The 16,572-nt window shown below is 71.9% G+C and carries 15 protein-coding genes and 1 tRNA gene; 8 read left to right on the forward strand and 8 right to left on the reverse strand.

The genetic code is table 11. The features are described from left to right. Positions 1–30 precede the first annotated feature (30 nt). A tRNA-His gene (locus tag AB0C62_RS06075) sits at positions 31–103 on the forward strand. A gap of 93 nt (positions 104–196) precedes the next feature. Next, positions 197–700 carry a GNAT family N-acetyltransferase gene (locus tag AB0C62_RS06080; RefSeq protein WP_362969993.1) on the forward strand — a complete coding sequence of 168 codons (504 nt, stop codon included), beginning with the start codon at positions 197–199 and terminating at the stop codon, positions 698–700. A 2-nt stretch (positions 701–702) separates the two neighbouring features. On the opposite strand, the gene AB0C62_RS06085 is transcribed toward AB0C62_RS06080, so the two are convergent. Together AB0C62_RS06085 and AB0C62_RS06090 are read right to left on the reverse strand one after the other, a co-directional pair. Next, entirely contained in the window at positions 703–1,530 is an 828-nt protein-coding gene (locus AB0C62_RS06085; RefSeq protein WP_362969995.1) for a serine/threonine protein kinase, read from the reverse strand. A gap of 90 nt (positions 1,531–1,620) precedes the next feature. Beyond that, entirely contained in the window at positions 1,621–2,676 is a 1,056-nt protein-coding gene (locus tag AB0C62_RS06090; protein WP_362969997.1) for a LacI family DNA-binding transcriptional regulator, read from the reverse strand. Positions 2,677–3,064: 388 nt separating this feature from the next. Here AB0C62_RS06090 and AB0C62_RS06095 point away from each other — a divergent pair, with 388 nt between their 5' ends. The 4 genes from AB0C62_RS06095 (at position 3,065) to AB0C62_RS06110 (ending at position 7,857) form a co-directional block, all read left to right on the forward strand. Continuing rightward, complete coding sequence (locus tag AB0C62_RS06095; RefSeq protein ID WP_362969998.1) at positions 3,065–4,390, forward strand: ABC transporter substrate-binding protein; 1,326 nt, start codon at positions 3,065–3,067, stop codon at positions 4,388–4,390. Further along, complete coding sequence (locus AB0C62_RS06100; protein WP_362970000.1) at positions 4,387–5,415, forward strand: sugar ABC transporter permease; 1,029 nt, start codon at positions 4,387–4,389, stop codon at positions 5,413–5,415. Before AB0C62_RS06095 ends, AB0C62_RS06100 begins: the two co-directional genes overlap by 4 nt. Further along, the gene (locus AB0C62_RS06105) at positions 5,412–6,323 is read left to right on the forward strand and encodes a carbohydrate ABC transporter permease (RefSeq protein ID WP_362970002.1); all 912 of its coding nucleotides are present in this window, start codon (positions 5,412–5,414) and stop codon (positions 6,321–6,323) included. Before AB0C62_RS06100 ends, AB0C62_RS06105 begins: the two co-directional genes overlap by 4 nt. A 103-nt stretch (positions 6,324–6,426) precedes the next feature. Continuing rightward, positions 6,427–7,857, forward strand: coding sequence for a GH1 family beta-glucosidase (locus AB0C62_RS06110; protein ID WP_362970004.1), 1,431 nt, complete (start codon positions 6,427–6,429; stop codon positions 7,855–7,857). A gap of 171 nt (positions 7,858–8,028) precedes the next feature. Here AB0C62_RS06110 and AB0C62_RS06115 read toward each other — a convergent pair whose 3' ends face one another. The 3 genes from AB0C62_RS06115 to AB0C62_RS06125 form a co-directional block, all read right to left on the reverse strand. After that, positions 8,029–9,507 (reverse strand): cellulose binding domain-containing protein, encoded by a 1,479-nt coding sequence (locus AB0C62_RS06115; RefSeq protein WP_362970006.1) that lies wholly within the window; start codon positions 9,505–9,507, stop codon positions 8,029–8,031. Positions 9,508–9,783: 276 nt separating this feature from the next. Continuing rightward, entirely contained in the window at positions 9,784–11,160 is a 1,377-nt protein-coding gene (locus AB0C62_RS06120) for a HAMP domain-containing sensor histidine kinase (protein WP_362970008.1), read from the reverse strand. Next, positions 11,157–11,861, reverse strand: a complete 705-nt coding sequence (locus AB0C62_RS06125; RefSeq protein ID WP_362970010.1) for a response regulator transcription factor — start codon at positions 11,859–11,861, stop codon at positions 11,157–11,159. Before AB0C62_RS06125 ends, AB0C62_RS06120 begins: the two co-directional genes overlap by 4 nt. A gap of 156 nt (positions 11,862–12,017) precedes the next feature. Between AB0C62_RS06125 and AB0C62_RS06130 the strand changes: the two genes are divergently transcribed. Further along, on the forward strand, positions 12,018–12,542 hold the full coding sequence (locus tag AB0C62_RS06130) for a hypothetical protein (RefSeq protein WP_362970012.1): 525 nt from the start codon (positions 12,018–12,020) through the stop codon (positions 12,540–12,542). A gap of 41 nt (positions 12,543–12,583) precedes the next feature. Here the strand turns inward: AB0C62_RS06130 and AB0C62_RS06135 are convergent, their stop codons facing one another. After that, positions 12,584–13,486: a fused MFS/spermidine synthase gene (locus AB0C62_RS06135; protein WP_362970014.1), complete on the reverse strand. Its 903-nt coding sequence runs from the start codon at positions 13,484–13,486 to the stop codon at positions 12,584–12,586. Positions 13,487–13,563: 77 nt separating this feature from the next. Then, positions 13,564–14,001, reverse strand: a complete 438-nt coding sequence (locus tag AB0C62_RS06140; RefSeq protein WP_362970016.1) for a hypothetical protein — start codon at positions 13,999–14,001, stop codon at positions 13,564–13,566. A 298-nt stretch (positions 14,002–14,299) separates the two neighbouring features. Here AB0C62_RS06140 and AB0C62_RS06145 point away from each other — a divergent pair, with 298 nt between their 5' ends. Next, positions 14,300–15,847, forward strand: coding sequence for a hypothetical protein (locus AB0C62_RS06145; RefSeq protein WP_362970018.1), 1,548 nt, complete (start codon positions 14,300–14,302; stop codon positions 15,845–15,847). Positions 15,848–15,881: 34 nt separating this feature from the next. Here the strand turns inward: AB0C62_RS06145 and AB0C62_RS06150 are convergent, their stop codons facing one another. After that, a complete protein-coding gene (locus AB0C62_RS06150; RefSeq protein ID WP_362970020.1) occupies positions 15,882–16,478 on the reverse strand; it encodes a histidine phosphatase family protein in 597 nt (198 codons plus the stop codon). Positions 16,479–16,572 lie beyond the last annotated feature (94 nt).

Genomic DNA, 16,572 nt, shown 5'->3' on the forward strand with positions numbered 1-16,572 from the left:
CCGGTCGGAGAAGCACAAAGACCGGACATGGTGGGTGTAGCTCAGTTGGTAGAGCACCTGGTTGTGGTCCAGGTGGCCGCGGGTTCAAGTCCCGTCACTCACCCTGAGTAATCAGCCGGTGACCTGTTGAACAGGTCACCGGCTGATTGCGTTCCGGGGGAACCCGGTCCGCGAGCGGCCGTCGAACGGAGACGCCATGGACCCCGAGCCCGACACCACCAGCGCCCGGCTCGATCTGCTCCCGCTGCGGGCCCGGCACGCCGAGGAGATGGCCGCGGTGCTGTCCGACCCGGCGCTGCACGCGTTCATCGGCGGGGAGCCGCTCACCGCCGAGGCGCTCCGGGCGCGGTACGAACGGCTCGCCGCGGGCTCACCGGACCCCGCCGTCGTCTGGGGCAACTGGGTGCTCAGGGCGCGCCGGGAGGGGTGCCTGGTGGGGACCGTCCAGGCCACCGTCGAGGGGGAGGTCGCGGAGATCGCCTGGGTCGTGGGCACGCCCTGGCAGGGACGCGGGTACGCGGTCGAGGCGGCCCGGTCACTGGTCCCGTTGCTGACCGGCACGTTCGGCGTCCGTACGGTCGTCGCGCATGTCCACCCCGCGCACCACGCCTCCGCCGCCGTCGCCACGGCGGCGGGGCTGTCACCGACCGACGCCTGGCAGGACGGCGAGGTCCGCTGGGAACTGACGGTGCGTGACTGAGGTCAGCGCTGCCGGGACCCGCCCGCCGTGCGCCACGCCGCCGCGAAGTGGTGGACGTCGGGGAAGCGGTCGTCCGGAGCGGGGAACGTGGCGCGCTCGACGACCGCCAGCAGCTCCGGGGTGCCGCGCCAGGCCCGTTCGTCGTCGCCCGCGTCGAGAAGCAGCCGGGCCGCCCGGCCGAGCGTGAAGACGGTCGTACGGGTGTCGATCACGGCCCCGCGCTCGAACTCCTCGGGAGCCATGAACCGTCGTGAGCCCGGCAGTCGCTCCTCGTCGAGGACGAAGGGGCCCGGCCGGTACGCGTCCAGGTCGACGAGGTGCACCGTCCGCCCGGTGAAGTCGTAGAGCAGGGTGCCGTCGTAGAAGTCGACGGCGACATGGCCCGCGGCCTCGACGGCGAGGTGCGCGTCGAGGACCCGGTCGAACGCGCACAGGATGTCGGCGACGGGCAGGGACCGGAAGCGCGCCATCGGACTCCCCTGGGTCGTACGGTCCCGGGGACCGCCCACGGTGGGGTGGTACAGCACCTCGCCCTCGCGCCACGGCATGACCACCGCCCATCCGTCCCGGACGGCCATCCGGTGGACCTGCGGCACGATCGCGGTGTGCCGTACGGACCGGTGGAACGCCCATCCCCGGTCGAGCGAGCGGCGGCCCCGTTCGTCGGCGGCCTCCTTGACGAACCAGCGGGCGCCGTCGAGAAGGCGCACTCCGTAGGACACACACCCGGAGTCCTGCTCACGGAACACCGTGAACACCTCACCCACCCGACCCAAGTACGTCTCCACGGCGGGCACTTCGTCGACTCCGAGCAAGGGATGCAGGACCATGCCCATCAGCCTGCCCTACCGAGCCCCCCGAAGGGACGGAAACCGCAGGCCAGGCATTCCGGGCGCGTCGAAACCACCCGAACCGGACCTCTAGGACGACGCCCGCACCACCAGCTCCGCCGGCAGCACCAGCTGACGCTGCTCCAGGGTGCGGGAGGCGGTGGGGCGGCGGTCCGCTATTTCGCCGAGGAGGAGGTCGGTCATCGCGCGGCCCATGTCCTCGATGGGCTGACGGACGCTGGTGAGGGGCGGTTCCATGTGGCGGGCTATGGCCGAGTCGTCGTAGCCGATCAGGGCCACGTCGTCCGGGATACGGCGGCCGGTCTCGCGCAGGACCTGGCGGGCGCCCGCCGCCATGACGTCGGAGCCGGCGAAGACCGCGTCCAGGTCGGGGCAGCGCTCCAGCAGCAGGGTCATGCCCCGGCGGCCGCCCTCCTCGGTGAAGTCGCCCGGCACGATCAGCCGGTCGTCCACCGGGCGGCCCGCGTCGAGCAGCCCCTGGCGGTAGCCGGCGACGCGCTGCTGGGCTCCGTACACGTCCATGCGGCCGGCGAGATGGGCGATGGAGCGGCGGCCGCGGGCGACCAGGTGCTGCACGGCGGCGCGGCCCCCGCCGTAGTTGTCGGAGTCCACCGACGGCAGCGTCTCCTCGGCCGAGCGCCGGCCGCTGATCACCGCGGGGATCTCCAGCTGGGAGAGCAGGTCGGGCAGCGGGTCGTCCGCGTGCACCGAGACGAGCAGGACCCCGTCCACGCGGTGCGCCGCCAGGTACTGGGCGAGACGCTCCCGCTCCCGGTCGCTGCCCGCGAAGATCAGCAGCAACTGCATCTCGGTGTCGGAGAGTTCCGCCCCGACACCGCGCAGCATGTCCGAGAAGTACGGTTCCGCGAAGAACCGGGTCTCCGGCTCGGGGACGACCAGGGCGATGGCGTCCGTGCGGTTGGCGGCCAGGGCCCGGGCCGCCGTGTTGGGGACGTACCCGAGTTCGGCGACCGCCGCCTCGACCGCGGCGCGGGTCGCGTCGCTGACCCGCGGGGAGCCGTTGATCACCCGGGAGACCGTGCCGCGGCCCACGCCGGCGCGCGCGGCCACCTCCTCGAGGGTGGGCCGCCCACCGCTGCGGCCCCGCGCTCCGTGGACTGCCATGGGCTTCGCCCTCCCGTCGACACCAAGTGGCCTGGAATCTAACAGTCCCGTCCGCCGAGGTGAGCGCCGCTCACGTCCGCGCGGGGACCCGTTCCCGCACCCGGCGCTCGCCTTCGGGCTCCGAAGGGGCTATAAGACAACTCTGGCCATGTAGCGGAATGACATCTTCAGCTAACAGGCCGATAACTGAACGCATCTCTCCGCTCCCCCACCCTTGACACCCCCGCGGGAACCGACGACTCTTCAACACATCACTGGTGGGAGCGCTCCCACAGTACCTGACACATACACAACCCGCACGTTCCCCGCCCGAGCCGCAGCGAGTAACAACGGGCGCCACCAATGCAGTTGGCCGGGGGGTCGGCACGTCAGGCAACAGGAGGACGCAATGCGCACGAGTACCCGCCGGTCCCGCAGGCTGGGGGCCATCGCGGCCGTCGCCGCGCTCGCCACGGGACTGCTGGCCGGCTGTTCCAGCGACCCGGACAGCGGCTCGTCGGACGCGAACAACGGTGGCAACGGCAAGGGCAAGACGACCCTGACCGTCGGCACCTTCGGCGTCTTCGGCTACAAGCAGGCCGGTCTCTACGACGAGTACATGAAGCAGCACCCGAACATCTCGATCAAGGAGAACGTCACCACCCGCACCGACGTCTACTGGCCCAAGACGCTCACCCGTCTGCAGGCCGGCTCCGGCACCGACGACATCCAGGCGATCGAGGTCGGCAACATAACGGAGGCCGTCCAGACCCAGGCCGACAAGTTCGTCGACCTCGGCAAGGAGGTCGACAAGTCGCAGTGGCTGGACTGGAAGCTCGCCCAGGCCACCACCAAGGACGGCAAGACCATCGGGCTCGGTACGGACATCGGCCCGATGGCGATCTGCTACCGCAAGGACCTGTTCGAGAAGGCCGGTCTGGAGACCGACCGGACCAAGCTCGCCGCGCAGTGGAAGGGCGACTGGGCCAAGTACGTCGACCTGGGCAAGCAGTACATGAAGAAGGCGCCGAGCGGCACCAAGTTCGTGGACTCCGCCTCCTCGGTCTACAACGCGGCCCTCGGTGGCGAGAGCCAGCGGTACTACGACAAGGACGGCAACGTCATCTGGGACAAGTCCACGGGCGTGAAGAAGTCCTGGAACGCCGCGATGACGGTGGCGACCAGCGACATGTCGGCGAAGCTGAAGCAGTTCGACCCGACGTGGGACCAGGGCTTCGCCAAGGGTTCGTTCGCGACGGTGGCCTGCCCCGCCTGGATGATGGGCTACATCCAGGAGAAGTCCGGTGACGCCGGCAAGGGCAAGTGGGACGTGGCGGCCGCGCCGACCGCGGCCAACTGGGGCGGTTCGTTCATCGGTGTTCCGACGGCGGGCAAGCACCAGAAGGAGGCCATCGCACTGGCCAAGTGGCTGACCGCGCCCGCGCAGCAGGCGAAGGTCTTCGCCAAGCAGGCCAGCTTCCCGTCGACGCCCGCGGCGTACGACACCCTGAAGCCGGCGGCCGCGACGACGTCGTACTTCTCGGACGCGCCGATCACGCAGATCTTCGCCGACTCGGCGAAGACGATCCCGGTCCAGAACTTCGGCACCAAGGACCAGCCGATCGGCACCGCGATCACCGACGTGGGCATCCTCCAGGTCGAGCAGAAGGGCAAGTCCCCCGAGCAGGGCTGGAACGCGGCCAAGGCGGAGATCAAGGACGTGCTCGGCCAGTGACCAGCTCCAAGCAGGCTCTCGCGCACCCCGCGACGAGCGCCGACGCCGCGCCCGGCTCCCAGCCGGGCGCGGCCCGGGGCGCTCAGGGTCGCGGTACGCCTCCGCCGGGCCCGGACTCCTGGCGCAGCCGGCTGTACCGCTGGGACATGAAGGCGTCGCCGTACGCGTTCATCGCCCCCTTCTTCATCATCTTCGGGGCCTTCGGGCTCGTGCCGCTGCTCTACACGGCCTGGTACTCGCTGCACAACGTGCAGCTGTCCGGCCTGGACCACCAGACGTGGGCCGGCCTCGACAACTACAAGAACCTGCTGTCCTCGGAGTTCTTCTGGAACGCCCTGGAGAACACCTTCACCATCGGCGTGATCTCCACGGTGCCGCAGCTGGTCATGGCCCTCGGGATCGCCCACCTGCTCAACTACCGGCTGCGCGGCTCGACCGTGTGGCGGGTCGTGATGCTCACCCCGTACGCCACCTCGGTGGCGGCGGCGACGCTCGTCTTCACGCTGCTGTACTCGTGGGACGGCGGCATGATCAACTGGCTCCTCCACTTCGTCGGGGTCGACCCGATCAACTGGCGCGAGTCCGACTGGGGCGGCCAGTTCGCCGTCTCCTCGATCGTGATCTGGCGCTGGACCGGCTACAACGCGCTGATCTACCTGGCGGCGATGCAGGCGATCCCCGCCGACCTGTACGAGTCGGCGGCGCTGGACGGCGCGGGCCGCTGGCAGCAGTTCCGCCACGTGACGGTCCCCATGCTGCGGCCGACGATCCTGTTCACCGTGGTCGTCTCCACCATCGGCGCGACGCAGGTGTTCGGTGAGCCGCTCCTGTTCGGTGGGGTCAGCGGGTCGAAGGGCGGCTCCGCGCACCAGTACCAGACGCTCGGCCTCTACATGTACGACCAGGGCTGGACCATCGGCAACCTCGGCAAGGCGTCGGCGATCGCGTGGACCATGTTCCTGATCCTGCTGATCATCGCCGCGATCAACCTGCTGGTCACCCGACGGCTGAGGAAATCCCAATGACCACCACTGAACTGACTGCACCTCAGGCAGAGGCGAAGGGAACGCCGGAGGACCGGGTCCCCGGGCGCCGTCGGATCCTCGGCGCGGGCAAGCAGCTCCACGCGGGCCCGGTCACCTATCTCGTCCTGACCGTCTTCGCGCTGGTCTCACTCGCTCCGCTGGTCTGGACGGCCGTCGCGGCCTCCCGCAACAACGAGCGACTGGCGCAGTCGCCGCCCCCGCTCTGGTTCGGCGGGAACCTGTTCAAGAACCTCCAGGCCGCGTGGGAGCAGGCCGGGCTCGGCACCGCGATGGTCAACTCCACGATCGTCGCCGGGACCATCACCGTCGGTACGGTCGTGTTCTCCACGCTCGCCGGGTTCGCCTTCGCCAAACTGCGGTTCAAGTTCTCCGGCCTGCTGCTGCTGCTCACCATCGGCACGATGATGATCCCGCCGCAGCTCGCGGTCGTCCCGCTGTACCTGTGGATGAGCGACCTCGGCTGGTCCAACCAGTTGCAGACGGTCATCCTGCCCACCCTGGTGAGCGCCTTCGGCACGTTCTTCATGCGGCAGTACCTCATGCAGGCGCTGCCCACCGAGCTGATCGAGGCGGCGCGGGTCGACGGCGCCAGCAGTCTGCGGGTCGTCTGGCACGTCGTCTTCCCGGCGGCTCGGCCGGCCATGGCGGTGCTCGGCCTGCTGACGTTCGTGATGGCCTGGAACGACTTCCTCTGGCCGATCATCGCCCTCAACCAGCAGAAGCCGACCGTGCAGGTCGCCCTGAACTCGCTGGGCACCGGATACATCCCCGACCAGGCCGTCATCATGGCGGGCGCGCTGCTCGGCACCCTGCCGCTGCTCATCGCCTTCCTGCTGTTCGGCAAGCAGATCGTGGGCGGGATCATGCAGGGCGCGATCAAGGGCTGACCGTTCGCCCGGGGGCCGGGCCACCGCTGCCCCGGCCCCCGTCCTCCCGCCTCTCCCCCTCCTCCAACCCGTCGGTCTTCACGACCCCCTTGGGAGCGCTTCCATGCCTGAGTCCGTATCGCCCCTGACCTTCCCTCCGGCCTTTCTCTGGGGCGCGGCGACCTCCGCGTACCAGATCGAGGGAGCGGTGCGGGAGGACGGCCGAACCCCCTCGATCTGGGACACCTTCAGCCATACGCCGGGCAGGACGGCCGGCGGCGAGCACGGTGACATCGCTGTCGACCACTACCACCGCTACCGCGACGACGTGGCGCTGATGGCGGACCTCGGCCTGAGCGCGTACCGCTTCTCGGTCTCCTGGTCGCGGGTGCAGCCGACCGGCCGGGGTCCCGCCGTGCAGCGCGGTCTCGACTTCTACCGGCGGCTGGTGGACGAGCTGCTCGCCCACGGCATCAAGCCGGCCGTCACCCTCTACCACTGGGACCTGCCCCAGGAGCTGGAGGACGCGGGCGGCTGGCCCGAGCGGGAGACGGCGCTGCGGTTCGCGGAGTACGCGCAGATCGTGGGCGAGGCGCTCGGCGACCGCGTCGAGCAGTGGATCACCCTCAACGAGCCCTGGTGCAGCGCGTTCCTCGGCTACGGCTCCGGGGTGCACGCCCCCGGCCGGACGGACCCGGTGGCCGCCCTGCGCGCGGCCCACCACCTCAACCTGGCACACGGGCTCGGCACGTCGGCGCTGCGTTCCGTGATGCCGTCCCGCAACTCGGTCGCGGTGAGCCTCAACTCCTCGGTGGTCAGGCCTGTTTCGCAGGACCCGGCGGACCTGGACGCCGTGCAGCGCATCGACGACCTCGCCAACGGCATCTTCCACGGACCGATGCTGCACGGCGCGTACCCGCAGACGCTCCTCGCGGCGACCCGGTCGGTCACCGACTGGTCGTTCGTCCAGGAGGGCGACCTCAAGACGATCAAGCAGCCGCTGGACGCGCTCGGTCTCAACTACTACACGCCGACGCTGGTCTCGGCCGCCGAGGCGCCCGCGGACGGTCCGCGCGCGGACGGTCACGGTGCCAGCTCGCACTCCCCCTGGCCCGGGGCGGACGACGTCGCGTTCCACCAGACGCCGGGCGAGCGCACGGAGATGGGCTGGACGATCGACCCGTCGGGTCTGCACGACCTGATCATGCGCTACACCCGGGAGGTGCCGGGCCTGCCGCTGTACGTGACGGAGAACGGCGCGGCCTACGACGACAAGCCGGACCCGGACGGCCGCGTCCACGACCCCGAGCGCATCGCCTACCTGAACGGCCACCTGTCCGCCGTGCACCGGGCGATCGCCGACGGCGCGGACGTCCGCGGCTACTACCTCTGGTCCCTGCTGGACAACTTCGAGTGGGCGTACGGCTACGGCAAGCGGTTCGGCGCGGTGTACGTCGACTACGCGACCCAGGTCCGCACCCCGAAGTCGAGTGCCCACTGGTACAGCCAGGCCGCACGCACCGGGACGCTCGCGCCGGTGACGCCCGCCGAGTAGGCCGGGCCGGAAGGCCTCGGGTGCGGGGGAAACGGGAGCGGGGCGCGGCACCGAGGGGGGTGCCGCGCCCCGCTGTTCCGCGGGCCGGTTCTTCACCGGGCGCCACGACGCCCCGGCCGGGTGGGGGGTGCAGGGGTCCGGCCGGGGCGCGCAACCCCCGTTTTCGGATGGCTACTTGTAGGCCCCGAAGGCCTTCGAGAAGGCGCCGTCGCTCTGCGTGATCGAACTGCAGACCGGGTCGGCGGAGTTCTTGGCGCCGCCCGCGCACTGCTTGTCGCGGGTCGCGGACCACATGGAGAGCCAGCCGAGGCCCTTCGACTGCGCGAACGTCACCAGCTGCGAGGCGTCGTCGACCTTGAAGATCTCGGACGAGACGTCGTTGACGCCGATCATCGGAGTGATCGCGACGGCCTTCCACGCGGCGCTGTCGGAGAGGCCGAGGACGCTCTTGACCTGCGCCTGGGTGGCGGTGGCGGCCTGCTCGGCGTAGGTGCCCATGTCACCGCTGTACGAGGCGCCGTAGTCCATCGCCATGATGTTCACGGTGTTGATCTTCACGCCGTTCGTCTTGGCGTTGGAGAGCAGGTTCACGCCGTCCTGGGTGAGGCCCTCGGGCATGACCGGCAGGGTGAACGAGACGTCCAGGTCGGGGTGGAGCTGCTGGAGCTTGGCGATGGCCTTGGCGCGGGTGGTGTTGGCGGCCGTGTTCGGCAGAGCCCCGCCCTCGATGTCGAAGTCGACCTTCGTGAGCTTGTACGCGTCGACGGCCTTCCCGTACGCCGCCGCGAGCGTGTCCGCCGAGGAGCAGGTCGTGGCCAGCTCCGAGCCGGAGGCGCCGCCGAAGGAGACCCGGACGTCGCCGCCCTTCGCGCGGAGCGCGCCGATCTGCGAGGCCACCGCGTCGCTCGCGAGGTCGCTGACGCCGCCCCACTTGGGGGTGCAGCCGCCGCCGTCGGTGATGAAGGCGAGGTTGTAGTTCTTCACGCCGGTGGACTCGGCCGCCTTGACCAGGTCGAAGGCCGGGTAGAGGGAGGTGTCGACGTAGGGCGCGAAGCCCGCCGTCGTGGCGCTGCCGCTGCCCGAACTCTGCGTGGGGGTCGCGGTGGTGGCCGTCGCGGTCGGCTTCGGGGTCTCGCTCTGCGAGGCGGTGGCGGTCGGCTTCGGGGTCGTGGTGGGGCTCGCGGACTCGCTCGGTCGGCCGCTCGGCTCGGGCGTGGCGCCGCCGTCCACCGAGCACTTGGCGTCGTCGATGAGACAGCCCGTGGGGTTCGCGGTGCCGTTCACGACGAAGCCGACGGTGACGGTCGCGCCGGGCGTCAGGCCGTCCTTGTCCCAGGACGGGGGGCTCACGGTGACGTGCTGACCGCTCACCTTCGACGTGGCGTTCCACAGCGAGCCGAGCGTGCTGCCGGAGGGCAGGTCGAACTCCAGCTTCCAGTCCTTCTTGGCCTGGGCGGTGTCGTTGGTGATGACGTACTGCGCGGTGTATCCGGTCGACCAGTCGCTGGTCTTCGTGTACGCCGCGCCGACGCTCGCCGCCTGCGCGCTGCCGGTGAACAGGAGGGCGCCGCCGCCGACCACGGCCGCGGCGACCACGCCGCCTATCGCCTTGTTCCTGCCACTGACCTTGCGCCGGTGCGTACTGCTCATCGCGTGCCTGCCTTCGCGGTTTCACGGGGGTTCTCAGGGGGGTGTCCCATGGGGGTGCGGCACACGCTAGCGATCCGGAATCGGTCAAACCGGCCCATCCGGGCGGAGGTTGCGGATCTTAGGGTCCGCTTAAGGAAGGCATCGGGGACGGTTAAAGGTCGAGACCAATATGGGCGGTTCGGCGGGGTCGGCGCGCGGGCGGAACGTCTCGGCATCCGGCCGCGACCGGGCCTTCGGTCCGCCGGCGGCCGGGCCTCCGTATCGCGTCGGTCGTGCTCAGCTCACGCCCGCGCCGCGCCTGCGGCGGCGGACCGTCCCCCGGTGGCCGCGGCGGACCGGCGCGCGGCCGTCCAGCTGGATCCAGATGCGCACCTCGGTCCCGCCCAGCACGGAGGAACCGATCCGTACGTCACCGCCCGTCGACTCCGCGAGCCGGCGCACGATGTCCAGGCCGAGGCCGGTCGAGCCGTCGTTGCCCGAGCCCCGGCCGCGCGCCATGGCGGCCTCCGGGTCCGCGATGCCCGGGCCCGCGTCCGACACCAGCACGATCACCGCGTCCTCGCCGTTGTGCACGTCGACCGCGAACGCCGTGCCCTCGGCGGTGTGCCGGAAGACGTTGCCGAGCAGGGCGTCGAGCGAGGCCGCGAGATCCGTGCGGGCCACGGGGATACGGACCGGCCGGTCCACCCCCGCCACCCGCACCTTGCGGCCCTCGTCCTCGGCGAGCGCCGACCAGAAGTCCATGCGCTCACGGACCACTTCGGCCGCGTCGCATCCGGCGCCGACGCCGATCGCCGCGGTCTGCGGCTTGGCGTCACGGGCGGTCCGGATGATCGTGTCGACCTCGCGCTCCAGCTGGGCGACGGCGGCCCGGGTCTGTTCGGCCGCCGGACCGTCGCCGAGCGAGGCGGTGTTGAGGCGGAGCACGGTCAGCGGGGTGCGCAGCCGGTGCGAGAGATCGGCGGCCAGCTCCCTTTCGTTGGCGAGGAGTTGGACGACCTGGTCGGCCATCGCGTTGAACGCGACCGCGGCCAGCCGCAGTTCGGTCGGCCCCTCCTCGGGCACCCGGGAGCCCAGCTTCCCCTCCCCCAGCTCGTGCGCGCTCTCGACCAGGCGCTGCGCGGGCTGGACCATACGGATGCCGAGCCGGTCGGCGACCGCGACGGAGCCGATGATGAGCGCGACGCCGACCGCGGCGAGGACCGCCCAGGCGGTGCCCACGCCGTTGCTGACCTCGGCCTCGGGGACGTACACCTCGACGACCGCGATCTCGCCCGAGCTGATGGCGATGGGCTGGAGCAGGGTCGATCCGCCGGCCACCTCCGTGGTGGAGGCCCGGCCGAGCCTGCGGGTCATGGCAATGTCCTTGGCGGCGGCGCGCCCCTTGCCGATCTCGACCGCCGGTTCACGGTCGGCGGCGGGTATGTGCACGCCGATGCCCGCGTCCGAGCCGGCCGAGGCGACGACGCGCTCCAACTCGTCCCGGTCGGTGGTGATGGAGAGCGCGGGCGCGATGGCGGCGGCCTCCCGCTCGGCGTTCGAGAACGCCCGGTCGCGTGCCATCTCCTTGATGACCAGGCCGAGCGGCACCGCGAAGGCGACGACGACCATCGTCGTCACCGCCACACAGACCTTGACCAGGGCCCACCTCACAGCGGTCGCTCCGCTCTCGGCGGCTCCAGCTTCACGCCGACGCCGCGCAGAGTGTGCAGATAGCGCGGTCGCGCCGCCGTCTCGCCCAGCTTCCGGCGCAGCCAGGACAGATGGACGTCGATGGTCTGGTCGTCGCCGTACGCCTGCTGCCACACCTCGGCGAGCAACTCCCTGCGCGGGACGACGACGCCGGGGCGGCCGGCGAGGAAGGCGAGCAGGTCGAACTCGCGCCGGGTGAGGTCGAGTCGTACCCCGTCGAGCTCGGCCTGGCGGCGCAGCGGGTCGATGGCGAGGCCGCCGACGCGAATGACCGTGGACGGCGGGGCGTCGGCCGCGCTCGTGCGGGAACGGCGCAGCACCGCGGCCATCCGCGCCGACAGGTGCTCGACCGAGAACGGCTTGGTCAGGTAGTCGTCCGCGCCGTCGTTCAGCAGGCGGACGATCTCCGTCTCGTCGTCCCGCGCGGTGGCGATGATGACGGGCACGTCGGTGATGCCGCGCAGCATCTTCAGCGCCTCGGACCCGTCCAGGTCGGGCAGCCCGAGGTCGAGGATCACGACGTCGAAGGAGAAATGGGCGACCTCGCGCAGCGCCTCCAGGGCCGTACCGACGCTGCGCACGGTGTGTGCGGCCTCGGTCAGATGCCGGATGAGGGCCGAGCGTACGAACTGGTCGTCCTCGACCACGAGCACACTTGCCATGGGCGGCACCGTACGCCATCCGGGCGATGCCCCACGGCGCCTGTGGACAACCCCTTCCGGGCACCTGTGGACAATCCCGGCCGGACGTCCGCGGCGCCGCCCGGCGGTGCCGGGTCCCTGAGACACCCGTGGGGCGCGTGGTGCAGTATGGCCGCGATGCGCAGAGGACTCGTACATGTACTCGCGTGGTCGCTCGCCACGGGCGCGGCGGTCACGCTGTCGTGGTGGGGTGTGCACACGGTGATGACGGGGACGGCGTACGACCCGCCGCGCGCCCTGCCCATCACGGTGGCCGGCGCGACGGCGCAGGAGTCGAAGCCGCTGGCCTCCTCGACCCATCGGGCCGAGCCGTCGGGGAAGGCGTCGGGCAGGCCGTCGGCGACGTCACGGCCGAGCGCGACACCCTCGGCGTCCGCGACGCCGAGCGGCAGCGGCCCGCCCGCCTCTCCGAGCGCGTCCGGCCAGGTCAAGAGCTACGACACCGACGGCGGCCGGGCGGTCTTCGACATCGGTCCCGCCTACGCGACGCTGGTCTCGGCGACGCCGAAGGCCGGCTGGTCGATGCAGGTGTGGAAGACCGAGTCGTGGATCCGCGTGGAGTACACCTCGGGCGCGGACCGGGTGTCGGTGTTCTGCACCTGGCACGACGGGCCGCCGCACGTGGAGATCGGGACGTACTGACGTCCCCGCGGGGCGGGGCACCGCCGTGGCCGGACTCCGGGTCAGCGGAAGACCGAGGGCGGCGGGGCCGGTGACGCGACGGCCACCGCGTCGGTGACCGGTACGGCGCCGCCGGTGAAGTCCGCGAGCTGCCTGCCGTGTTCGACCCGCGCGGGGTGCGGGTCGGAGGCGGCGCGGCGGGTGAGTTCCGCGACGGGGAGCGGCAGCCCGGAGGCGACGAGGACGGCGTTGCCGAAGCGTTTGCCGCGCAGCACCGCCGGGTCGGCGATCAGGGCGAGTTCGGGGAAGACGGCGGCCACGGTGGCGATCTGGCCGCGGAGATGGGCGAGCGGCGGTCCGTCGGCGAGGTTCGCGGCGTAGACCCCGGAGACCTTCAGGGCGCGGCGGACCTCGGTGACGAACTCGACGGACGTGAGGTGGGCCGGGGTGCGCGCGCCGCTGAAGACGTCCGCGATGACCAGGTCGGCCCAGCCGTCGGGCACCTTGGCGAGACCTTCGCGGGCATCCGTGGACCGCACCCTGATCCGGGCGTTCGGGTCCAACGGCAGCTCGCGGCGGACGAGTTGGACGAGGGCGGCGTCGCGCTCGACGACCTGCTGGGTGGACCGGGGGCGGGTCGCGGCGGTGTAGCGGGCGAGGCTCAGGGCGCCGCCGCCGAGGTGCACGGCCTGCACGGGCTTGCCCGTCGGCGCGACCAGGTCGATGACGTGACCGAGGCGGCGCTGGTACTCGAAGCTCAGGTAGGACGGGTCGTCGAGGTCCACGTGGGACTGCGGGGCGCCGTCGATGAGCAGCGTCCAGGCACGCGCCCGGTCCCGGTCGGGCAGCAGCTCGGCGAGTCCGCCGTCGACGGTCTCGACGACGGCCTCGGCCGCCTGACCGCGCCGCGCGCCCCGTCCCGTGTCACGGCGGTCGTCCGACCGCTGGTTCTTCGCCCGTGCCATCCCGCCATTATCGGGGGGCGCGGGCGGCTCGGCTCAGCGGCGGGTCACCGGGGGCGGACGGCCGTCGGCCGGTGCCGTCACCGGCAGCCGTCCGCGGCCTCGATGAGCCGGGCCGCCTCGCCCAGCGCGGCCCGCAGCACCGCCGGGTCGGTGGCGAGGTCGGCGTCGCCGGGCGGGAGGAGCCAGTCCGAGCCCTCGACCGGGGGCTCGGGGGCCAGCCGCAGGCCGCGGCCCTCCGTCTGTGTGCAGGTGCTGCCCGGCACGTCCCAGGCGTCCGCGGTGCCCGGCGGCACCAGGAAGCCGAGGGTGTCGCAGTCGTCGTCGTGCAGCACGGGCCCCACGGCGTCGCAGGCGCCGCGGCGCAGGATGTCGACCGCCTCCAGACCCTGACGTGCCGGAACGGTCACGAGGTCGCACTCGGCGACCCGGCGCTGGGGGGCGCCGTACTCCGGGGACGGTCTGTGCTGTGCCGTCGACAGCGGTGTACGTGACTCGGTGCTCTGCCTGATCTGCATCCCGGCCTCCAACGGAACCCCTCCTCATGACGAGTGGGTCGGGAGTTCGGGCGGCTCCCGGTCCATCGGGTTCAACGCGCCAGGACGTCAACGGCTACGGCGAAACTCCGCCGCAAAGGATGGCAGTTCATGGCGGATCGTGGATGAGATATCCGGTTTGTAGCCAAACCCAGCGTGGTGGCGCTGTCACAGCAGGTACGTTCTTGCCCCGCCGGAAGCAGGGCACCTACTGGGCACAACCCGGGCAACCCGCCACGCTTCCGGCATGGTTCGACGGTTCGCAAGAGAGGGCCCGGCCATGGCGTCGTCAACGGTGACCTCGTCCCCGTCCCCCAGGCCACCCCGGCCGAATCTCGCCTTCAGGCGGTTGCGCGGCCTGCGCTCCCCCGGCGAGTTCGCCGCGCTGGTCCGGCGGGCCGCGCGCGACATCGGCGAGCGGGTGAGCTGCGACGCGCGCTACATCGGGCGGGTCGAGGCGGGCGAGATCCGCTGTCCCAACTACGCGTACGAGCGGGTGTTCCTGCACATGTTCCCCGGCCGCACGCTGACCGACCTGGGTTTCGCACCCCGCTCATGGGTACGCGGACGCGGGGCGCGTGGCACGGACGAGGCGCCCCCCGAGCACCTCGCGAGCCCTTCGCCCGCCTCGTATGAGACGGACGTGACGCCCGGGACGTATGAGACGCCGAACTCGCTCCACCCCACCCCCTACGAGCCGCCGACCCCGTACGCCGCGCACGAACAGCACGCTCCGTACGACCCGCATCCCGGGTGCGATCCGTACGCCCCGTACGAGGAACACGGTCAGAACCACGAGGAGAGCGACGTGCAGCGTCGCGCATTCATGACGGGAGGCACCGCCACCGTGGCGGCGGCCTCACTGGGACCCTTCGCGGTCGCCTTCGGCAACAGCGCCGTGGCCGCCGAACGGCGTGTCCACCGCGCGGGGACCTCCGAGGCCGGCGCCCTGGAGGAGGCGGTCCGCAAGATCCGGCTGCTCGACGACCGGCACGGGGCCGACGGCCTGTACCGGCGCGCGGCGGCGCCGCTGCGCACCGCCTACGAGCTGCTCGACGCCGGCACCACCCGGCAGGCGACCGCCGACCGGCTGTACTCCGGCGCGGGCGAACTGGCCATCTCGGTGGGCTGGCTGGCCCACGACTCCGGGCGCTTCGACGACGCCCGCTCGCACTACGCGGAGGCGCTCGCGACCGCGCGGATGGCCGACGACGGGGGGCTGGAGGCCCACGCCTTCTGCAACACGGCGTTCCTCGCCCGTGACGCGGGCCGCCCGCGCGAGGCGGTGCGCGCGGCCCAGGCCGCCCAGCGCGCGGGCCGCCCCCTCGGCTCCCCGCGGCTGCTCTCGCTGCTCGCGCTGCGCGAGGCGGGCGGCTGGGCGGGACTCGCCGACCGCAGGAGCTGCGAACAGGCGATGGCCCGCGCGCACGCCCTCTACGAGCGCGGCCCCGCCGAGACGGACCCCGAGTGGATGACGTTCTACGGGGAGGCCGAACTGCAGGGTCTCGAGGCGCAGTGCTGGTCGATGCTGGGCGACTGGCCCCGGGCGGCCCGGCACGCCCGCCGCGCGGCCGACCTCCAGGACCCGCACTTCACCCGCAACATCGCCCTCTACACCGCCGAGCTCGCCGACGACCTGGCGCGCGGCGGACGACCGGACGAGGCCGCCGTCGCCGGGCTGCGCGTCCTGGAGCTGCTGAGCGAGGTCCAGTCCTCCCGCATCCAGACCATGCTGGCGGGCACGGCCCGGGTGCTGCTCCCGCACCGCAGGGCCTCGGGCGTCTCGGCGTTCCTGGACCGCCACGCGAGCCTGCCGCGCACGGCGTGACACCCGCCGCCGGCGTCGGTGGCGGTGGCGCCGCTCAGCCGCTCAGGTGTCCGCAGTCGTTCCACGTCTCGATCGCGGGCTCGCCGTAGGCCCAGCCGAGCACCGACAGCGAGGTCGGGTTCAGGCGGACGCGGGCCGCGAAGTCCAGCGGGAGCCCGAGCCAGCGGGCGCCTATCGACCGCAGGATGTGGCCGTGGGCGAACACCAGCACGTCACGGTCGGCGGAGCGCGCCCAGGAGACGACCTCGTCCGCGCGCGCGGTGACCTGGTCCAGCGTCTCGCCCCCGGGAACCCCGTCGCGCCAGATGAACCAGCCGGGCCGGACCGCCTGGATCTCGGCCGGGGTCATGCCCTCGTAGGCGCCGTAGTCCCACTCCATGAGCGCGTCCCAGGTGTCCGCGCGGTCCCCGAAACCGGCCAGTTCGCAGGTCTCCCGCGCGCGCACGAGCGGGCTGGTGCGCACCTCGACACCGGGGAGACCGTCCAGGGGCGGCCGGTGCAGCCGCTCGCCCAGCAGCTTGGCGCCGCGCCGTCCCTCTTCGAGGAGGGGGATGTCGGTCCTGCCGGTGTGCTTTCCGGACAGCGACCATTCGGTCTGTCCGTGCCGGGCCAGCAGGATGCGCGGTGCCATGGAGAGGAGCCCTTCCGGAACGGGCGGCACGAGGGGACGGGTACTCGGAACCGCTGACAAGTCGGTCACTCCATCATCGCGCACCGGCGCGCGA

The organism is Streptomyces sp. NPDC048643, assembly GCF_040650615.1.
In the GTDB taxonomy this organism is placed as follows: Bacteria; Actinomycetota; Actinomycetes; order Streptomycetales; family Streptomycetaceae; genus Streptomyces.

Coding starts and splice junctions, on each gene's coding strand:
- AB0C62_RS06080 (WP_362969993.1), top strand. CDS start 197: ATGGACCCCGAGCCCGACACCACCAGCGCCCGGCTCGATCTGCTCCCG.
- AB0C62_RS06085 (WP_362969995.1), bottom strand. CDS start 1,530: ATGGTCCTGCATCCCTTGCTCGGAGTCGACGAAGTGCCCGCCGTGGAG.
- AB0C62_RS06090 (WP_362969997.1), bottom strand. CDS start 2,676: ATGGCAGTCCACGGAGCGCGGGGCCGCAGCGGTGGGCGGCCCACCCTC.
- AB0C62_RS06095 (WP_362969998.1), top strand. CDS start 3,065: ATGCGCACGAGTACCCGCCGGTCCCGCAGGCTGGGGGCCATCGCGGCC.
- AB0C62_RS06105 (WP_362970002.1), top strand. CDS start 5,412: ATGACCACCACTGAACTGACTGCACCTCAGGCAGAGGCGAAGGGAACG.
- AB0C62_RS06110 (WP_362970004.1), top strand. CDS start 6,427: ATGCCTGAGTCCGTATCGCCCCTGACCTTCCCTCCGGCCTTTCTCTGG.
- AB0C62_RS06115 (WP_362970006.1), bottom strand. CDS start 9,507: ATGAGCAGTACGCACCGGCGCAAGGTCAGTGGCAGGAACAAGGCGATA.
- AB0C62_RS06125 (WP_362970010.1), bottom strand. CDS start 11,861: ATGGCAAGTGTGCTCGTGGTCGAGGACGACCAGTTCGTACGCTCGGCC.
- AB0C62_RS06130 (WP_362970012.1), top strand. CDS start 12,018: ATGCGCAGAGGACTCGTACATGTACTCGCGTGGTCGCTCGCCACGGGC.
- AB0C62_RS06135 (WP_362970014.1), bottom strand. CDS start 13,486: ATGGCACGGGCGAAGAACCAGCGGTCGGACGACCGCCGTGACACGGGA.
- AB0C62_RS06140 (WP_362970016.1), bottom strand. CDS start 14,001: ATGCAGATCAGGCAGAGCACCGAGTCACGTACACCGCTGTCGACGGCA.
- AB0C62_RS06145 (WP_362970018.1), top strand. CDS start 14,300: ATGGCGTCGTCAACGGTGACCTCGTCCCCGTCCCCCAGGCCACCCCGG.
- AB0C62_RS06150 (WP_362970020.1), bottom strand. CDS start 16,478: ATGGCACCGCGCATCCTGCTGGCCCGGCACGGACAGACCGAATGGTCG.